The following is an 18,397-nucleotide window of genomic DNA, read 5'->3' on the forward strand; positions in this document are numbered from 1 at the left end:
TTTCCATACCTCTAAGGAAGTATTGAAACCAAGCCGAATTGGAAATGGAACGATGAAACAGAAGCTGTTTCCATACCTCTAAGGAATTATTGAAACGTTCTCTCAATGTCACGTCTCATCACCTCTTCTTCGGTTTCCATACCTCTAAGGAATTATTGAAACCTTTTACAACATGAAAGTTGTCGCAAAAGAAAGCGGGTTTCCATACCTCTAAGGAATTATTGAAACGAGCAGCTTCTTCACAAGAAAAAACAGAATGGGACAGTTTCCATACCTCTAAGGAATTATTGAAACCGTTCGAGTGTATCCTCGAGCCCAGCGAGTCGAGTGAGTTTCCATACCTCTAAGGAATTATTGAAACTCAGGAGCATTTGTCTCGCAAGATCCGCTGACTGAAGGTTTCCATACCTCTAAGGAATTATTGAAACGAGACAGAAAAGAGGTATTCTACGAAGAGTTTTCACAGTTTCCATACCTCTAAGGAATTATTGAAACATGGTCAAGCGAGATGTGGATACGATGTGGAAAGAGAGTTTCCATACCTCTAAGGAATTATTGAAACGCTCCATAATCTTTTACGTTTACCCATTCCTGACCCTGTTTCCATACCTCTAAGGAATTATTGAAACGATACATCTACCTGATGGACGTTACAAGTTTCGACGAGTGTTTCCATACCTCTAAGGAATTATTGAAACACTGGTTGAAATACAACTGGACGAACTCCCCAAAGGTTTCCATACCTCTAAGGAATTATTGAAACTGTTTACGCTGTTCAGGGTTGAGTCTTTTGCTATGTTGTTTCCATACCTCTAAGGAATTATTGAAACCAGTATACGGTACAGGCTACAAGTGAAGGACTTGATTGTTTCCATACCTCTAAGGAATTATTGAAACCCGTTGAGTTCAAGAGAAATTATACCACAAACACACTCTGAAAGCAAGATGTTTTTTGAACTTCCATATTCTCCTTTTCCATAAACCATTCTAACACACAAGAGAGCACCTTCAAGTACTGTTTGGAAAAATGGAATAATTGCATAGTCAAACAATGAAAGAACACAAGCAAAAAACAGAAGATAAATTATATCAACCTACGTCAGGGCATTTTGGGGTGTTTTTGGTAAAAATCGATTAGTTCCATGTTTCACAAATAGATGAAAGAAGGTATTCCTCAGTGTGTTAGAAGTTAACTGTTAACTTCTCGAATTTAAAGCACTTACACGTAATCTATCTCCACAAATTCTCTTCATATTGTCTCTTCATATCATCCATTATTCCTTTTTTAACGCATAGCTTCCGGTACCACAAATCCGCATGAAATTTTTCGTTACCGGTAATTGCATACTCTGTATCGATCTTCCAGTGCCATGTACACGCATCACCCACTTTGTGAATGATTGGAACTAACCTGGTTTGTATGAATAAAACATATTAAGATTTAGTTAATAAAGATTTTTCTAACATCACCTTCTGAAATACTTCCAGATGTTAAAATATCAGAGAAGCTTTCGCCGTGGAGGTGATCTTTGTGAATCCCTACGAAGTCCTTGGTGTTCCACCTGGTGCTTCAAAGGAAGAGATAGAGAAAGCTTACAGAGAGCTGGTGAAAAAGTACCATCCGGACCGATACAAGGATCATCCTCTCAAAGATCTTGCGGAAGAAAAAATGAAGCAGATCAACGAAGCGTACGCTGTATTGATGAGTGGTGAGTTTTCAGAAACACCCGGACAGGAAAATGTACATAACACGTTCTATTCCATGGGATACAGATACAGGGGGAACGACGGCTGTCGCGATATTCTCGCCTGCCTTGGATGTGCATGGTGCACAGATACCTGTTGTGAAGCATGCGGGGGTGACTGCATTCCTTGCATGTGAAGAAAGTCACTTATGGAGGGCTCGTTTCCGCTCTCGTTGTCCTTCTACTCTACATTGGGAACTTCACGAAGAGCAAGATATTTTTCGCCGCTTTGAGCAGTGTTTTCACAGGGGTTCTTGTGGAACTCTTCGGGATCGGATCTGTTCCAATCATAATCGCTGTGAATGTTCTTGTGTTTCTTCTTGTTCCTAATCCAGGCTATGTTTTGCTCTTTTTCGTGCTTTCTTTTTACGGTTTTCTCAGAAAGAAACCGATTCTCATCAGGTTTCTCTACTTGAACGCTTCTACTCTGCTTTTGGTGTTTGTGGCTTCAAAATTCTTCAATGCTGAACTGCCTGATGTTTCCTTTTCTCTCTACGTGCTCGGCTTTCTTGGTGTTCAGGTTGCGTTCTTTGTCTACGACTACCTGTACAACAGGATCCTTCAAGAACTTCTCAGAATCATCAGGAGGAAAAATTGATGTTTGGATATATCAAACCCTTGAAGTGCGAACTGAAAGTGAAGGAGTACGAAGAATTCAGAGGGTACTACTGCGGTGTCTGCAAAGCTTTGAAAAAGTATTCAATCATTCCGCGTTTCCTCCTCACCTACGAAGCCGCATCACTTGGACTTCTTCTTTCAAGTCTGAACAACAGCGATTTGAAAAGAAAAAAAGAACTCTGTATCTTCACCCTCAAAAAGGTGGATTTTTACTCCTCAAGCGAAATAGACGAGGTGGCTCGTGTTTTCACTGCCCTTCTTCGTGAAAAGCTGAAAGACAACTACATAGACAGAAAAAATCCCGTTTACCTATTTGCGAGCGCTTTTTTGAAGAAAGATCCCGAAATATCCAGTCTTTTTGAGAACTTCTACGAAATGGAAAAAAAGGAACAAGATTTCAAAATCCTCGCAGAAGAACAGGGCAAAATAGTTGGAACAATCCTCAGCAAAATGGTTAAAGAAGAAACCCAGAGAAAAATTCTTTACTACCTTGGTTTGTCTCTTGGAAAATGGCTCTATATCGTAGATGCGCTGGATGACTTTGAAAAGGATAAGAGAAAAAACGTGTTCAACCCGCTCGTCAAGAAATACAACGGTGACCTTGAAAAGGCACGATCCGAACTGAGACGCCACCTGAAGAAATGTATTGATGAGATATGGAAAGCCTACGACCTTCTCGATATAAAGAGGAACAAGACAATACTTGATAATGTGATCTTTCTCGGAATTCCGACCACAACGGAAAAAATCCTCAAAAGGAGCCAAACTTGAAAATGACAGCAAAGGAGAGGGACGCCTTTGTGAGAACTATGAAGCTCTGTACAAAATTACTTCACCATACTGGGGTTCCTGAAGCTTTATCCTTCCTTCCTCGTACTTCCCGACTGTTGGAGGTTCATTCTCAAGTCCAACGATTCTGATCGTTATGTATCCATACTGGTCTATCGTGCCGGTTATGTTGAAATAGACTTCTGTCTCCAAGTCGTATCCCTGCGGGCTACCAATCGCTCCGGTTTTCCCGGTGAAGCTGGAACCATTCTGGTCTTCTACTATCAACACAACTCTGAAAGATTCCACAATTCCATCACCGTTAAAATCGCCTACGAAAGTGCCGCTTTCCCATCTGCCCTTTATCACAGGAACAGAAGGTCCAGAGCTGGACGATACAAAAGAAGTAACAAAAAGCAGAATAACCACAACGAAACTGAGAAAGATGAAACCCTTTTTCACGCTACCCCTCCTCATAGCGCCCCTCTCCTTTATTCTTTCTTTTTGCATTCACAGGAAAAACAGCTCTTCGGTGGTGATAGAACTCAATAAAGAACAAACTGACTTTACTCAACAATCCTGTAGATCTCTACATCTCCATGTCCGTACTTTCTGCTCTCACCGGTGCCACAAAGCCTCGAGAGTTTCACCAGAGCGGTCGTTTCAGGGGTGAGGGTTTTCAAGGTCACGATAACACCGTTCTTTGTGTTTCTCAGAGAAACCGGCTGGAAGGCGGGTTCAACCTCGACACCGAGGAAGAGTTTCATGTCTTCTTTCAACTGCTTCAGTGAGAAACCCTTTGCTCCTTTCACCTTCAAAGTGAACACCCCGGGTGAATCGAAAAGATCTCTCTTTTCGTATATTTCGACGTAGGCTCTTCCGGGTTTCACGACTGCGTTCAAAACACGGGGAACGTTGAGAACCAAGAAATGAAAGAGCGAAGAAAGAGGCGAGGAGATAACAAGAGCGTAACCACTCCTCGCCCGAAACGGACCGATCACTCTCATTGTTCCATCCGGTGCTTCTTCCACGAAGGAAGCCACTGCCGGATCGATGGACTCGATTTTCGAGAGGACAAACTCCCACTTCTTTTCATCCGATGTGAACTCCTCTTCTACGTAGATTGGGAATCTTCCAACCACAACGCACACCATCCTATCGGAGATATCACTCTGTAACTGTTGTTTTCACTCTGAACGAGGTATCTCCTCGTGAGAGGAGCTTCGTCATCTTTATGGTACTTTATAATGTTTCTCACCTGTTTTCTTGTCTCTTCGTCAAGGAGAATGAAGAGCGAATTTGCCATGAGTCCTCCACCGTATCCTATGTGTATGAGTACGTACTTCTTGCTTTGAAGCACTTTCTCTATCTTTTGGAATCTTTCTTCGATTTTACTGGTGTCGAGCTTTTCAAAATTCTCCTTTGCTTTTTTAAAGCGTTCTCTTTCGAATTTGAAGACTTCGGAGTAGAACTCGTTCACGATCGAAAAGATCTCTTCAATGCTTCCAGGAAGTTCTACTCCGTAGCGTTTTCTCACGTGTGTGAGAAAGTAATCGTATTCTTCTTTCACAAACCTCACATCAAAGACGAAATCTCTGTTGATAGGAACAAACTCCAGAGGGAAAGTTCTGGGGTGAGTGTTGGGACGAGCTACGTAGAAAATCCCGACATCGTGCACAACCAGCTGGGTCCTCAGTGTTTGAGAATCAGAAACTCTTAGGAAGCGGAAGTAATCGGTGTTGATCTCTTTTGGAGCAAATCTGAACAATCCATTCAGGAATTCATTGGTCTGATAGAATGCCCTTTTGTGATTTTGAAGATCCTTTTGTACATTCCTGCGGAATTCTTCAAGAAGATTCCTGTTGTTCCTCAAAACGTGCCAGGTGAGTGCAAGTCTTACAGCGCCTTTCAGCGAACTTCCCGGGACATAAACGCTTCCGTCGGGATGGTGAACAACTTCAGGAATCTCCGGATTTTTCTTCCCACTGGAGAAATCTGAGTAGAGGCTCACCTCATAGAAAACACCATCTTCCACGTTTTCTACTTCTTTAAAACTGAGGGGTTTAGAGATATTTTCAGAGATGTTTTGCTTGATTTCAGGGTGTTTCCTCAAAACTTCAAGAAATTTTCTTGTGATAAGCCTCACAGCTGTTTTTTTGTTTTCTTCCTCTTTCAGAACAACGAGGTTGCAAGGAGGATACTTTTCGCCGCTTCCTATGTGAAGGGGAGTCAGTGTTTTGAGAGTCACCTTCATTTCCCATCACCACCGAAAGCCACGCAGAGTGGAGACGTCTGGACAAAATAGTCTTCTATCTTCAACACCCCACGGCCCTCTGGCTTGAAAGGAAACACAGAACCTTCCTGAACATAAGAAATCTCCTTCTTTACCTTCATTTCATCCCTTTTTACTCCGCGCCTTTTTACTACCCTGTAGTATCCTTCGTTCATCTTTGATCTCTCTTCTGCAGAAGGTACAAAAAGCGACAGGGTGAGATAGTACTCACCCTCTTCCGGGAAATCTGGAGCAGATTCGAACTCGGCATTGAAAAGTCCGTATCCGTAAGTTGAGTCAGCGCCTATTCCACTATCTCCAAGAGACTTGACAGCTGTTTTGAAAAGCCCCTCGTATTCATCGGGAAATTCTGCCAGAAATGCCGGAGTGAACCCCTCTTTTACGAAAGCAACTTCCACAAAGTAGAGATTGGAGGAACTCGTTATCCTGTCGAGGGAATTTCTTGGAATCCTCACTATCTCCACCGGATTTTCCTTGCAGACAGCACCGCTTGCTTCCTTTATCGACCGATAGTCAGCGAGCTTGTCCAGGAAAACATAACTTGCTTTCTTCAGCTCCTTTGGACTTTCCTCATCATCTTCTTCCAACGAATAGGTGTTGTAAAGAAAAGGTTTTGGAACAAGAAGGCGATCACCGCGAACGAACAGAAGAGAAGAGACCTTCAACTTCTTTGCGAAGTCTTCGGCTTTCTCAGACCACTTGAAAGCGTGATACACGACAGCACCGTAGATGGTATCGGAATGGATGGTGGGGAGGGTGGAATCGGTCTCGTTCCCCCTACCCACCTTGAAACCACTTCTGAAACTCATCTTCACCAGAAGGCGCACTCCTATCACCCTTTCACGATTTCGGGAATGGCTTTCTTAAAGCCCTCAACACCACCTTTGACTTCTTTTTCTACTGGTGTTCCTTCTCCTTTGTAGTAATCGGCACTCTTGAAGATCACTTTTTCTATACTGAACTTCACTTTTCCGTATCCTCTGCTGCCGTTTCCACCGAGATAGTCGTCTTCGAGAAGCTCCAGAGCTGTGGCTATATTTTCGAGGTCTTCCTTTATGTGCTTTTCGTTCTCTGCCGTGTAGATGATCTCAAATTCAAACTCCGCACCTGCAGGAATTCTTTCAAAGCTTCTCGGATCGGCTTTACAGGTGACTCTGTCCAGTGCGTTCTCTGTTTTCCATTCCGTGTATGGAAGGTCGGTCTCCATGCTGAGGAGTTTTGTTTTTGAATCTTCTGTGAGGAACGCGTCTCTGACAAGAAGGCGTGAAGGGATGTTGTTTCCATTTTTCGAAGTCGAAGTCGAACCGAACACCCTGCAGACTTTACATTCCTTATCTTCGCATTCGTGTCTTCTTACCTTGTTCCCAGATATATCCAGATTCAACAACCTTTCCATCAGGCTTCTCATCTTTCCTTTCACAGAGCTTCCGGGGATGTAGGGTTCTCCCGTGAGAGGATTTCTGATAACGGGATTGTCTATACCACCGATGTTCACGCCGAGCTCCTGACCTCCGATTCTAAGACCTGTTTCCAGAATGATCTTTCCCTTTATGATGTACTTTCCGAGTATCGGCCTTTCCACCGCTCATCCCTCCTTATCTTCTGGCTGCCCTTCTGTTGCTTTTTTCGGATTCAGAATGGAATTTGTGATACGCAAGGATTGCATCGTAGAACTTTTTGAATTTCTCAAACTCATCAGGAGTCTTTATCTCGTTTATGAGAGGTTCAAGTATTTCCTTCAATTCTTTGATACCTTCGATATCCCTTCCAACCTGATATGCGAGAAATATTTTCATGAAGTGAAGCTCGTTAAGGATCTCTTCGTTGAACTTCTCCGGGTTATCCCTGTAGTCCTTCTTTTTGTAGATGTAGTTGCTCCAGATTTTGGTTAAGTGACCATGAAACTTTCTAAGCTGGTTTGTCTTCAGCTTTCCAGAAAGTTCCCTTCCGATTTCCTCTGCCTTTCTCACAAGGTCCTTCAAATCTTCTTTGAGAGAAACGCTCTGAGAAACTGCCACCGCTCATCCCTCCTTCAGCTTTTTCTTGCATGAAGATCCACAAACTGGAGGATTACATTCAAGGCGTTTTCACCGAGGTGATCTATGTTCTCTCTCATGAGATTTGCCACTCTTTTGTCTTCGTCTTTGTTCTCCCTTGCCTCTATGTAGGCGAGGAAGGCTTTGTTCAGAGGAGACTCTTCCCTTGTGAGATTCAAAGCCTTTCTGATGACACTTCTGTCCACTTTATCTGCTATTTCCTTCAGCTCTTGATAAAAGTTGTACATTTCGAAGAAGGTGTTCCACTTCACTGCATAGTAGCTTCTGTTCGAAAATGCTATGCTGTTCTTCCCGGATTTCTTGGCAGCGCTTTCGGCTCTTTCAGACATTTCTCTTATGAGGCTCATGCTTGTCTTTTCATCGGTGATCACGTATCCCGCAGAGAACGTCATGAAATCGTTCGTTGTGAATCTTCCAAACGCCTCTCTCAACTCTTTTGCCACATCCAGAACATCGTTCCATCCGCCAACCAAATAGAGATCGTCTCCACCGGAATAGATCACCATAACGTTCTTTCTTTCAACAATACTCTCTACTCTTTCTTTGAAGAAAAAGCTCATGAGCCTTGAGAGGGTGCTGTATCTGGAGAGGGTCTTTTTCTTTAAGCCTTTGAGAAAGATCTTTCCAAGGTTGTCAACGTCAACAAGGAGGCTCGCTATTTTTTTGCCAGGTGCTTTTTCTGCGATTTTCTCGAACTCCTGTTCTTTGAAATACGTCACCACCTGTATTCTTCTGACGTTCTTTTCCTTCTCTGAGAATTCGTATATCCTTCTCAACTTGTAGCTGAAACCCTCTCCCGGTTCTCTCGAGAAATCGAATTTTCTCTTAAAAATCTCGAACTTTCCATTCTTTCTTTCAGCAAGATACACGTGAGACTCTTCAAGAAGTTCTCTTCCAAGATCGTACATTTCCTTGCAGAAGTCACATGCAATTTCCTCTTCCCCTTCTCGAATGGAAAAGAGCCTGTCTACTCTGTTTCCACAGATTTTGCAGGTGTGGTTTCCCTTCTCCTGGATCAGATTCAAATCATCGGGGAAGATCGCTTCAAGGTCTTTTTCCGTGTACATTCTGTATTTTCTTTCGTTCAACTTTTCACCGATCTTCTTGAAAACCTTGGACATGTCTTCCACGTCTTTCACCGAAAATTCAACAGATTCGATCACAAGGTGGAGTGAAAGACCCCTATTTCTGAACCATTCGTTCAACTCGTTTCTGATCTCTTCGAGGGCTTTCTTCACCTTCTCCGTGTTGGAAAGGACGAGGTAGAAATGCCCTCCTCCTATGAAGTGAACGTTTGTCCTGTAAAAGCCTGTTTTATCAAGAATCTCATCCACAACGACTTCCTGGAGAATTTCTATGAAGAAACTCCTTCCTCTGTAGGATCTGAGAGCGCCTTTTGAAGAGACGTTGGCAATGAAGTTCTGTATCCCGGAGACATCTCCCCCAACAAGGAGGAAAGGTTTCACGTCGGAATTCTCAAAGTATGATTTCATCTCCTGGTAGGATTCGAATTTGAGGTCGTTTTCCTTTGCGTAGTCATAGAGCGAGAGAGCGAGCATAGCCGTGACCTTCAGATGGTCGTAGAGCGATATATCCATGTCTCCTTCCACTCTTGTTTCCTGAGGAATGAACGAGAAGTACTTGTAAGTGAGAAAATTCACATCATCTGGTGTGGGAGAAATCTTCTGAGCGTCTTCGACAAATCTCCTGTAGAGATCCTCGTAGGTTTTCTGATCTTCTTTCATATCCTTTACCGCTTCCACCACTTCGTTGGCTGGTTTTGCAGGAAAGTAAGTGACGTTTCTGGAAGATTCCCCCTCCGGGATCTTTGAGAGGAGGTTGTCCATTCTTCGAAGTTCTTCAAACTTCTGACCTTCAGTCATTCTTTCTTTGCTCGAGAGGTTGTCTGCGAAGCACACATACCAAACCTTTTCGTTTTCCAAACTTTTTTTCAGAAGATCCTTTTCATGATGGTAGTGAATGTAGTCCTGAATTACAGCGAATTTCTTCACTTTGTTTGTAAAATCGTATCCGGCAATCTGATGTCTTCTGTCATCCCCCGCCCTTCTTACGATCTTTCCTATGTCGTGCAGGAGAGCCCCAACGACAAGCTCTTCTCTGTCTTTCAAGGAAGATTCACCTCCTTTTCTCAATCAAGCTCCAGAATTTCACCCACCACAAAAGGATTTTGCTTTTGTTCTTCGTAAGTTCTCTTGTCCACAGCCAGGATAGTTTTTACTTTTCTTCCGTATCTAATTTGATTTTTGGCACGCTCGATAACGTACGTAAGAAAAGTGGTTCCACCTGTGAGATTGACGATCACTTCATCCACGTCAGAAAGATGTTCTTTGATTTCGGATACTACTCGATCTATTTCACTTACACCCATAAAAGGGTCTTCGAGAAGGATTACCCTAAATTCACCCTTGAATTCAGCTTTCTCCAGAATTTCTGAAAGAATAGCTTTTCCCTGTTTTGAAGTTATAACCAGGAGTAGATCAGGTGAAATTTTTTTCAGAACGGTGTATAAAGCACCTTTTGTCGTACCGAGAGGAGTGAGAAGAGCTCTTTTTCTGTTTCGCTGAGTTTTTCTCGCAGACTCCAGAAGTTGTTCCGGTGGGGTTTGAACAAGCACTTTCAGGTGATCTTCTATCTTTTTCAAGGAGGGAAGCTGGAGTTTGTTGAATCCGAAATGAGCAACATGATTTCTTGCCTGAAGGATGGTATCATAGCCAAACGTTGAAATGTTCACAGACTCTCTAACATTTCTATCCAAGAAGTCACTCTTCTCCCCTCCAGACATCAAATAGACATTTATAAGATATTCTCTTGCCAAACGAAGAGCCATACCTAAATCTCCTGTTTGAAGATAGAAATCCAGTAACTCTTTTTCAGATTCCAATTCTTTTTCGCTCAGTTCAAAATTCTCCGATTTAACATGTATAGCCCTGTATCTTTTTTCGATCCCATCTAAGAGAGCCGCAATCTCTGGAACAAAAACCTCCGTCTCCTCTCTTATTCTTGCCTTATTTCTATCAATAAAATTGAAGAAATTGGTTAAATTCTTCCTTATGGCTACTATGGATCCAAGACGTATAGAAGACGAAAGATCCTGAAGTTTTTGAGACATAGAACCAAGTAGCTTTGGTTTTTTCGAACTTTGACTTCTCCTGTATATTTCTTCATTTCTCTTTTTTATCAAATCAGCGAGTTCTTTCGCATATCCATACTCTTTGAACAATCGAACAGCATATATCCATGATGTAGCTTCAGTTAGTGGGGTCAAATCTTCGCACTCTGTTACTTTTGTTTCTTTATTGTACTTGCCGTAAACTACGCTCACATTAACATCTTTGGCCTCTTTAAGGTACAGGGCTACTACACTTGCCATCAATGGAATACTTCTGAACGAATGAGTAACATCCAGTATAACTCTGTCCCCTTCTTCCAGATTCTCTATAAGATTCTTTACTAGAAAGTTCATTAGGTCACCTGGGGGTAGCTCTTCTAATATTTCAAAATCTTTGTAAGGTACCTTTCTTGCCTCCAAAAATTTTATGCACTCGCTCCATTTTTCTTTCTCTTTTACCACTTTTGTCAGAAAGAATAACACTTCAACATGCTTCCCGATATGATTCAGATACTCAACTATTGCCAGAGGAAAGATTCTTTGTTGAACACAAAAACCCTCTTCAAAAACTACACAACTTTTTTCGTATTCACCTAAACCAAGAAAAGTAACCAGCTTGACTGTTTCACACATTTCATCACCCCTTATATATCTTTCTTCAACGCTACCATTCCGAATCCCATGCTGTTTTTCTCTCCAAAACCCGCTTCATAGCCGATCTCTACAAGCTTTTTCTCGCCCCTGATTTTGAACGGGAAAACCACGGCTCTGACGAACGCGTTTTTCAATTTGATCCTCTTGGTTATCCGCTGACGTGATTTGATGTAATCCCAATCGGGGATGACTTCAACAGTGCCTTCTGGATCTTTTCCGTAAAAAGCTCTGTACTTCTTCATAAGATTTTTTCTGAAAACTTCGTAGAACTCTTCCTCTCCCGGATGAAGATACCTGTGGTAAAGCTTTCCGTTGTTTTCTTCAGGTACACTGACCACAAGCGGTGACAGCATGATAAAGTGGTATTCCGACTGGTCAGGAAGAGAATTTTCGATGTCTATGGATCTCACGATGAACTCTGTTTTCCCTACCCTGATCACGGGATCTTCGGAGAGAGAAGAAAACAGGTACCTGACGAATTCAACTACTGGGGATGAGATGTACCACCATCCTTTTCCTGGAAATATGAAGATTTTCTCACCGCTGACTCTGGAATTTTCAAAGAAAAGCTGTGAAAAAGTGAAAAACTTGAACCTCTTCCCATAACCCTTCTCGTGAAGGAATCTGGCAAAGTTTTCATTCTGTGAAGCCAATCTCTTGTAGATGAAAGAAGAAAGAAAATAGTTGTAATTCAACGGAACAGTGCTTTCCATCGCCTGAAAAGAAACTTTCAATCTCATACTGTTTCCCCCTTGAATGTCTTTGTGATAATTTTATCATTAAAATTTTCTTTGCATACTATTCTTTTTTCTTTGAGTAGTCATTATCGATGATTTTTTTCTGATGTAATAGTCAAGAAAAATTCTCCAAACTCTGCGATTTTTTGTTTGACCAAATATATGCAAAAAGTATATAATTTCCCTGAGGTGAGAGTCGTGAGAAAGGTCTGTCAGTGCTGGTGGTGCGGGTATTGATACTCCCTCCCCTTACCACGAAGAAAAACAAAACTGGGAGGGAAGACTATGGCAGAGGCAAAGAACACTCCGTTGATTGGAAAGGATGCCCTTGGTCGAGAAGTTCGTGATCTTTCTAAAGTCCCATGGTGGGGCGTGGACAGGAAAGAAATAGAGTGGTACCCGACCATCGATTACGATAAATGTGTGACATGTGGAATCTGCTTTGTAACCTGCGGAAGACGAGTGTTCGACTTCGACAAAAAAGAGGGAAAAGTGATAGTGGCGCGTCCTTACAACTGTATGGTCGCGTGTCAGACGTGCATGAACCTTTGTCCGACAGGAGCGATAAGTTTCCCCGATGCTTCCTATATAAAAAAGCTGGTTGCGCAGAACAAAATTGTGAAGAAAGCCTTTGAGATAATAAAGCCTCTCCTGGCCGAAGATCATCTGTCACCAAAAGAAACGGAAACCAAACCCGAACCCTGAGAGGAGGTGAAACAATGATCATAGCCATTCCTGTCTCCGAAAACAGAGGAAAAGATTCTCCCATATCGGAACACTTCGGTAGAGCGCCGTATTTCGCATTCGTGAAGGTGGAGAACAACACAATAGCGGATATCAGTGTTGAAGAAAACCCTCTTGCACAGGATCATGTTCACGGTGCTGTCCCAAATTTTGTGAAAGAAAAAGGAGCAGAGCTGGTGATAGTGAGAGGTATCGGAAGAAGAGCCATCTCTACCTTCGAAGCCCTGGGTATAAAAGTGATAAGGGGTGCATCTGGAACGGTGGAAGAAGTGGTGAACCAGTATCTCTCAGGACAACTGGAAGATTCAGACTACGAAGTTCATGACCATCACCATCACGAACACCACTGAAAAACAAAGAGGGGCTTTGGCCCCTCTTTTTCATTCTAGATCTCTGAGGATGGATTCGAGCCTTGCGAGACGTTCCCTGTTGGCGTTGAGTTTTTCTTTCGTCTCTTCGACCACTTCCTCAGGTGCCTTTTCGACAAAGTCTTTGTTTGCGAGTTTCTTCTCCAGACGATCTATTTCTTTCTGGATCTTCTCCATGATCTGTTTCAATCTCTCTTTTTCCTTTTCGAAATCTATGAGCCCTCCGAGGTCCACGTAGGCCTCTATTTCCTCTTCAACGTAGGCTGTTGCAGTCTTCGGCGGTTTTTCGTTCACGAAACTGACTTCTTCTATGTTTCCGAGAGTCTTGAGAAGGAGCTCTTCTTCTTCCGTGATCTCATAGCCCTTGATGTACACCTTCACCCTCTGAGACTGCGGCAGATTCATCTCGGCTCTCACGTTCCTGACGCCGCGCACCATGTTCATGAGCCTGGTGAATTCCTTCTCCGCGGTTTCATCGATGAGTTCTCTTTCAACCTCTGTCCACTTCGCTATCGTTATGGATTCACCGGCCACGGGAAGTTTCTGCCAGAGCTCTTCTGTGAGGAACGGCATGAACGGGTGAAGGAGTCTCAAGGACGCATCCAGCACCTTCACAAGAACCGTCTGAACAAGGTTCCTCTCTTCGGTCTTCAACCTCGGCTTTGAAGCCTCTATGTACCAATCACAGAAATCATCCCAGAAGAAGTTGTAAATGGTCCTTGCTGCGATGTTGAAATCGTAGTTCTCGAGAGCGTTTGTGACCTCTTCCACCGTTTTGTTGAGTCTCGTGAGAATCCATTTGTCAACCGTCTTGAGGTTTTCGAGAGGTACCTCTTTGTAATCTTCAAGGTTCATCAAAACAAACCTCGTGGCGTTCCATATCTTGTTCGCGAACTTCTTGTAGGCATCGAAGTACCTCGGATCGAGTTTTATGTCCCTTCCCTGAGCGGCGAGTATTGCGAGGGTGAACCTCATCGGATCGGCACCGTACTCGTCTATCACCTCGAGAGGATCGATGCCGTTTCCGAGGGATTTGCTCATCTTCCTTCCGTATTTGTCCCTGACGAGCTGGTGAATGTAGACATGGCTGAAAGGCTTGTCGTTCATGAACTCGTATCCCATCATGATCATTCTCGCAACCCAGAAGAAGATGATGTCAAAGCCCGTGACGAGAAGGTCAGTTGGGTAGTACCTCTTAAGGTCTTCGGTTTCTTCGGGCCAGCCGAGGGTCGAGAACGGCCAGAGGGCAGAGGAGAACCAGGTGTCGAGCACGTCTTCGTCCTGTTTCAGATTCGTGGAGCCGCACTTTTCACACTTTTCCACGTCTTCTTCGGAGACGTTCAGATGGCCGCAGTCCTGACAGTACCAGACGGGAATCCTGTGGCCCCACCAGAGCTGTCTGGAGATACACCAGTCCCTGATTTCGTACATCCAGTTCAGATAGACCTTCGTCCATCTCTCCGGGAAGAACCTTATCTCTCCATTTTCTACGGCCTCAATAGCTCTTTTGGCAAGTGGTTTTGTAGAAACGAACCACTGGTCAGAAAGCTTCGGTTCTATCACCGTGTCACATCTGTAGCAGTGCCCAACAGAATGAGTGTAGTCCTCTATCTTGACGAGAAAGCCCTGTTCTTCAAGATCTTTCACTATTCTTTCTCTCGCTTCATACCTGTCCAGTCCCTTGTATTTTCCACCGTTTTCGTTTATCCTCGCGTTGTCATCGAAGATTTCTATCATTGGAAGATTGTGTCTTTGAGCTATGAGATAGTCGTTCGGGTCGTGCGCGGGGGTTACCTTCACCGCACCCGTTCCGAACTTCGGGTCAACGTACTTGTCCGCAACAACGGGTATTTCTCTTCCAACTAGCGGAAGAATGAGCGTCTTACCGACGAAGTCTTTGTATCTTTCATCCTCCGGGTGAACGGCGACAGCCGTGTCACCGAGCATCGTCTCGGGTCTTGTGGTTGCCACAACGATGTACTCATCGGAGTCTTTGACGGGGTATTTCACGTAGTAGAGTTTGGACTTGTGTTCCTTGTGTTCGACTTCCTCGTCTGAGAGCACCGTTTTACACCTTGGACACCAGTTCACTATGTACTTTCCTCTGTATATCAGACCCTTCCTGTAGAGCTCAACGAACACCTTCCTTACGGCTCTGCTGAGCCCCTCGTCCAGTGTGAACCTCTCCCTTGTCCAGTCCACCGAAGCTCCAAGAGCCTTTATCTGTTCTCTTATTTCCCTCCTGTATTTGTTAGCCCACTCCCAGGTGATCTCGAGGAACTTTTCTCTTCCGATTTCTTCCCTCGTCTTTCCCTGTGTTTGAAGGAGGAACTTTTCCACCGCGTTCTGCGTAGCGATACCCGCGTGGTCTTCTCCGGGTACCCAGAGGACATCGTACCCTTTCATTCTCTTGTATCTGACCACGATATCCTGGAGAGTTATGTTCAGAGCGTGCCCCATGTGGATCCTTCCGGTGATGTTTGGAGGCGGTATCACAATGGAGAATTTCTCTCCGACACCTTTCGGTGTGAAGTAGCCCTTTTCTTCCCAGTATCTGTACCATTTGGTCTCTATCTCAGCTGGATTGTATCTCGTCGAGAGTTCTGCCACTCTCAGCACCTCCTTTTCCTGTGATATTTTATCAGAAACCGAGGATCGCTCCGATCACTCCACACCCAAAAATGATGAAAAGAGGGTGCACCTTGAAGAAAGAACACACAAAAGCGGCAGCAGAAAGCAGGATCAACATAGGATTCTGAACGGAACTGAGAAGCGAAAGAAGAGTCACGATCAAAAGGGTTGTGGTAACCCCTTCGAGCGCTTTCATCAACCTCACTCTCTGAAGCTTCACGTATTTTCTGAGGAAAATAGCAGCGGTGATAACCAGAATGGGAGCCCCAAGGAAGGCGAGCGTGTTCAACACAGCACCTATCAGACCAAAAAATTTGTATCCCGTGTAAGTTGCCAGGTTTATCGCAACGGGACCTGGAGTCATCTGAGCAATCGAAACCGCCTGAGAGAACTCCTCAGGAGAGAGAAAGCCACCGGTGACGAGTTCGTTTTTGAGTATTCCAACGATCGCCCATCCACCGCCAAAAGAAAGAAAACCGATCTTCAGAAAGATGAAGGCGAGTTTCAGCAAGGTTCATACCTCCTTCAGGTACAGAAGCAGAACGAGCAAAATGACCACCGGAATCACGAGGGATCCATTGAGAAGCAGAACAAAAACCGCTACTCCTATCATGACGGCTCTGTAGAGATTCCAGCGCTGGTTTCTCACGAGCCGGTACAGAACACTCCCTACAAGTCCGATTATGGAAGCGTAAGCACCTCTCAGAAAACTTCGAACGTAACTGATCCCTGAGAGAGTGCGTATCACTTCTGCAACCGCAACTATGGCAAAAAACGGTGGTAGCACAACGGCCACGCCAGAGGCGATCGCACCGTAGATACCTCCGATTCTCCTTCCCACAAGCACCGCAGTGTTGAAGGCGATAGGACCCGGTACCACCTGAGCTGTGCTCACGATACGAAAGAATTCTTTCTCCGTCAAAAGGCCGGATCTTTCCAGCTCCCATTTCATCACGGGAATCATGGCGTATCCTCCACCTATGGTGAGGGCGGAGATCCTCAAGAAAAGGAAGAACAGTCTTCCAATCAAATTCGATCCCTCCTGAACTTCGATTTTAGAACTTTTTCCTTCAACTCAAATTTCCATTGAGTTAAATCTGAATATGATTTAATAGTATCAAAAGAAACCGGGAGGGATCGAGTTGGTACTCGTCGTGGATTATGGCTCTCAGTACTCCAGACTCATAACAAGAAGGATCAGAGAAAACGAGGTCTATTCCGAAGTGGTCTTCCCCGATGATAAGGTGGATCTTTCGAAAGTAGACACCGTGATCCTCTCCGGTGGTCCAAGAAGCGTTTATGAAGAGGACGCCCCAAAGCTTCCAGAGTGGTTCCACGAATACAAAGGTCCAGTACTCGCTATTTGTTATGGAATGCAGCTGATCGTGAAAGAACTAGGAGGAGAGGTCAAGAGAGGACGAGGGGAGTACGGAAGAACTCTCGTGGAGCTCTCGAAGGACCCAATATTCGAAGGAATTCCGGAGAAGGTTCACGTCTGGATGAGCCACGGTGATGAGGTGGTGAGGCTTCCGGAAGGGTTCCACCCGATCGCCGTGTCCGAAACGGGTGTGATCGCCGCTGCCACAGATGGAAAAAGGTTCTGGCTGCTCCAGTTCCACCCGGAAGTGCACCACACCGAATACGGTGATCGTATGATTTCCAATTTCCTCTTCAATGTGTGTAAACTCGAGAAAAACTGGAAGATAGGAGACCTCGTGGAAGAGAAAATAAGACACATCAAAGAGACAATAGGGAACAAAAAAGCGATCCTCGCGCTTTCTGGAGGAGTAGATTCTTCCGTTGCAGCGGTCCTCGTGCACAGAGCGATAGGAAAGAACCTCGTGTGTGTCTTCGTGGACCACGGCCTTCTCAGAAAGAACGAGCGAGAAGAAGTGGAGAGGGTCTTCAAGGAGCACTTCGACATGAATCTGGTGGTTGTGGATGCCAGGAAGAGATTTCTCGAAAAACTCAGAGGAGTCACGGATCCGGAGAAGAAGAGGAAGATCATAGGAGAAGAATTCATACGAGTGTTCGAAGAGGAAGCGAAAAAACACGATGTGGAATTTCTTGTTCAGGGAACGATCTATTCAGACGTCATAGAAAGCGCCGCATCCGGAAAGACGACTGCGAAGATAAAGAGCCACCACAACGTGGGTGGTCTTCCAGAGAAGATGAACCTGAAACTGGTAGAACCCCTCAGAGACCTCTTCAAAGACGAGGTGAGAAAAGTAGGAAAGTATCTCGGCATACCGGACAGGATCATAAACAGGCATCCGTTCCCCGGTCCTGGACTCGCCGTGAGGGTGCTGGGAGAGGTCACGGAAGAAAAGCTCGAAATCCTGAGAGAAGCGGACTACATATTCATAGAAACTCTCAGAAAGCATGATTACTACGATAAAGTGTGGCAGGCGTTTGCAGTTCTTCTTCCTATAAAAAGCGTAGGTGTGAAGGGTGACGCGAGGGCGTATGAGTACGTGGTGGCGCTTCGAGCCGTGAACAGCGTGGAGGGGATGACCGCAGACTGGTCCAGAATTCCGCATGATATACTGGACGAGGCAGCAAGAAGGATCACAAGAGAAGTGAAAGGTGTCGGCAGAGTGGTCTACGATATAACTTCAAAACCGCCTGCAACTATAGAGTGGGAGTGAAAAC

Annotated in this window: 18 protein-coding genes and 1 CRISPR repeat array (1 of these 19 only partly in view); of the genes, 6 read left to right on the forward strand and 12 right to left on the reverse strand. The window is 44.5% G+C overall.

Annotation, left to right across the window (positions count from 1 at the left end):
• Positions 1-897: a CRISPR direct-repeat array (repeat unit 30 nt; unit sequence GTTTCCATACCTCTAAGGAATTATTGAAAC); it begins 133 nt to the left of the window's first position.
• Between the two features lie 634 nt (positions 898-1,531).
• The 3 genes from AS158_RS03495 to AS158_RS03505 are packed head-to-tail and all read left to right on the forward strand — an operon-like array spanning position 1,532 to position 3,134.
• The gene (locus tag AS158_RS03495; protein WP_004082350.1) at positions 1,532-1,882 is read left to right on the forward strand and encodes a J domain-containing protein; all 351 of its coding nucleotides are present in this window, start codon (positions 1,532-1,534) and stop codon (positions 1,880-1,882) included.
• A complete protein-coding gene (locus AS158_RS03500) occupies positions 1,879-2,343 on the forward strand; it encodes a hypothetical protein (RefSeq protein WP_004082351.1) in 465 nt (154 codons plus the stop codon). Before AS158_RS03495 ends, AS158_RS03500 begins: the two co-directional genes overlap by 4 nt.
• Positions 2,343-3,134, forward strand: a complete 792-nt coding sequence (locus tag AS158_RS03505) for a DUF5685 family protein (protein ID WP_008194416.1) — start codon at positions 2,343-2,345, stop codon at positions 3,132-3,134. The genes AS158_RS03500 and AS158_RS03505 overlap by 1 nt, the downstream gene beginning before the upstream one ends.
• 36 nt (positions 3,135-3,170) lie before the next feature.
• On the opposite strand, the gene AS158_RS03510 is transcribed toward AS158_RS03505, so the two are convergent.
• From AS158_RS03510 to cas6, 9 genes are all read right to left on the reverse strand, one after another.
• Positions 3,171-3,593, reverse strand: a complete 423-nt coding sequence (locus AS158_RS03510; RefSeq protein ID WP_038050942.1) for a hypothetical protein — start codon at positions 3,591-3,593, stop codon at positions 3,171-3,173.
• A gap of 104 nt (positions 3,594-3,697) precedes the next feature.
• Positions 3,698-4,273, reverse strand: a complete 576-nt coding sequence (locus AS158_RS03515) for a hypothetical protein (protein WP_004082353.1) — start codon at positions 4,271-4,273, stop codon at positions 3,698-3,700.
• Positions 4,246-5,385, reverse strand: a complete 1,140-nt coding sequence (csm5, locus tag AS158_RS03520) for a type III-A CRISPR-associated RAMP protein Csm5 (protein WP_004082354.1) — start codon at positions 5,383-5,385, stop codon at positions 4,246-4,248. Before csm5 ends, AS158_RS03515 begins: the two co-directional genes overlap by 28 nt.
• Positions 5,382-6,233, reverse strand: a complete 852-nt coding sequence (csm4, locus tag AS158_RS03525) for a type III-A CRISPR-associated RAMP protein Csm4 (protein WP_029683077.1) — start codon at positions 6,231-6,233, stop codon at positions 5,382-5,384. The genes csm5 and csm4 overlap by 4 nt, the downstream gene beginning before the upstream one ends.
• Before the next feature lie 23 nt (positions 6,234-6,256).
• Positions 6,257-7,006: a type III-A CRISPR-associated RAMP protein Csm3 gene (csm3, locus tag AS158_RS03530; RefSeq protein ID WP_008194400.1), complete on the reverse strand. Its 750-nt coding sequence runs from the start codon at positions 7,004-7,006 to the stop codon at positions 6,257-6,259.
• Positions 7,007-7,019: 13 nt separating this feature from the next.
• A complete protein-coding gene (csm2, locus tag AS158_RS03535; RefSeq protein ID WP_008194398.1) occupies positions 7,020-7,442 on the reverse strand; it encodes a type III-A CRISPR-associated protein Csm2 in 423 nt (140 codons plus the stop codon).
• Positions 7,443-7,456: 14 nt separating this feature from the next.
• Positions 7,457-9,610, reverse strand: coding sequence for a type III-A CRISPR-associated protein Cas10/Csm1 (gene cas10, locus AS158_RS03540; protein WP_008194396.1), 2,154 nt, complete (start codon positions 9,608-9,610; stop codon positions 7,457-7,459).
• A 20-nt stretch (positions 9,611-9,630) separates the two neighbouring features.
• A complete protein-coding gene (locus tag AS158_RS03545; RefSeq protein ID WP_029683078.1) occupies positions 9,631-11,244 on the reverse strand; it encodes a TM1812 family CRISPR-associated protein in 1,614 nt (537 codons plus the stop codon).
• 11 nt (positions 11,245-11,255) lie between these two features.
• Entirely contained in the window at positions 11,256-12,005 is a 750-nt protein-coding gene (gene cas6, locus AS158_RS03550; protein WP_008194392.1) for a CRISPR-associated endoribonuclease Cas6, read from the reverse strand.
• Between the two features lie 282 nt (positions 12,006-12,287).
• Between cas6 and AS158_RS03555 the strand changes: the two genes are divergently transcribed.
• Together AS158_RS03555 and AS158_RS03560 are read left to right on the forward strand one after the other, a co-directional pair.
• Positions 12,288-12,707, forward strand: a complete 420-nt coding sequence (locus AS158_RS03555) for a ferredoxin family protein (protein WP_008194389.1) — start codon at positions 12,288-12,290, stop codon at positions 12,705-12,707.
• Between the two features lie 14 nt (positions 12,708-12,721).
• The gene (locus AS158_RS03560; RefSeq protein ID WP_008194387.1) at positions 12,722-13,096 is read left to right on the forward strand and encodes a NifB/NifX family molybdenum-iron cluster-binding protein; all 375 of its coding nucleotides are present in this window, start codon (positions 12,722-12,724) and stop codon (positions 13,094-13,096) included.
• 30 nt (positions 13,097-13,126) lie between these two features.
• Here AS158_RS03560 and AS158_RS03565 read toward each other — a convergent pair whose 3' ends face one another.
• The 3 genes from AS158_RS03565 to AS158_RS03575 are packed head-to-tail and all read right to left on the reverse strand — an operon-like array spanning position 13,127 to position 16,775.
• Complete coding sequence (locus AS158_RS03565; RefSeq protein ID WP_008194385.1) at positions 13,127-15,724, reverse strand: valine--tRNA ligase; 2,598 nt, start codon at positions 15,722-15,724, stop codon at positions 13,127-13,129.
• Positions 15,725-15,755: 31 nt separating this feature from the next.
• Positions 15,756-16,256: a chromate transporter gene (locus AS158_RS03570; RefSeq protein ID WP_008194383.1), complete on the reverse strand. Its 501-nt coding sequence runs from the start codon at positions 16,254-16,256 to the stop codon at positions 15,756-15,758.
• A 3-nt stretch (positions 16,257-16,259) separates the two neighbouring features.
• Positions 16,260-16,775, reverse strand: a complete 516-nt coding sequence (locus AS158_RS03575; RefSeq protein WP_008194381.1) for a chromate transporter — start codon at positions 16,773-16,775, stop codon at positions 16,260-16,262.
• 112 nt (positions 16,776-16,887) lie between these two features.
• Between AS158_RS03575 and guaA the strand changes: the two genes are divergently transcribed.
• Positions 16,888-18,393 (forward strand): glutamine-hydrolyzing GMP synthase, encoded by a 1,506-nt coding sequence (gene guaA / locus AS158_RS03580; protein WP_008194380.1) that lies wholly within the window; start codon positions 16,888-16,890, stop codon positions 18,391-18,393.
• Positions 18,394-18,397 lie beyond the last annotated feature (4 nt).

It is taken from the genome of Thermotoga sp. 38H-to (genome assembly GCF_011057665.1).
In the GTDB taxonomy this organism is placed as follows: Bacteria; Thermotogota; Thermotogae; order Thermotogales; family Thermotogaceae; genus Thermotoga.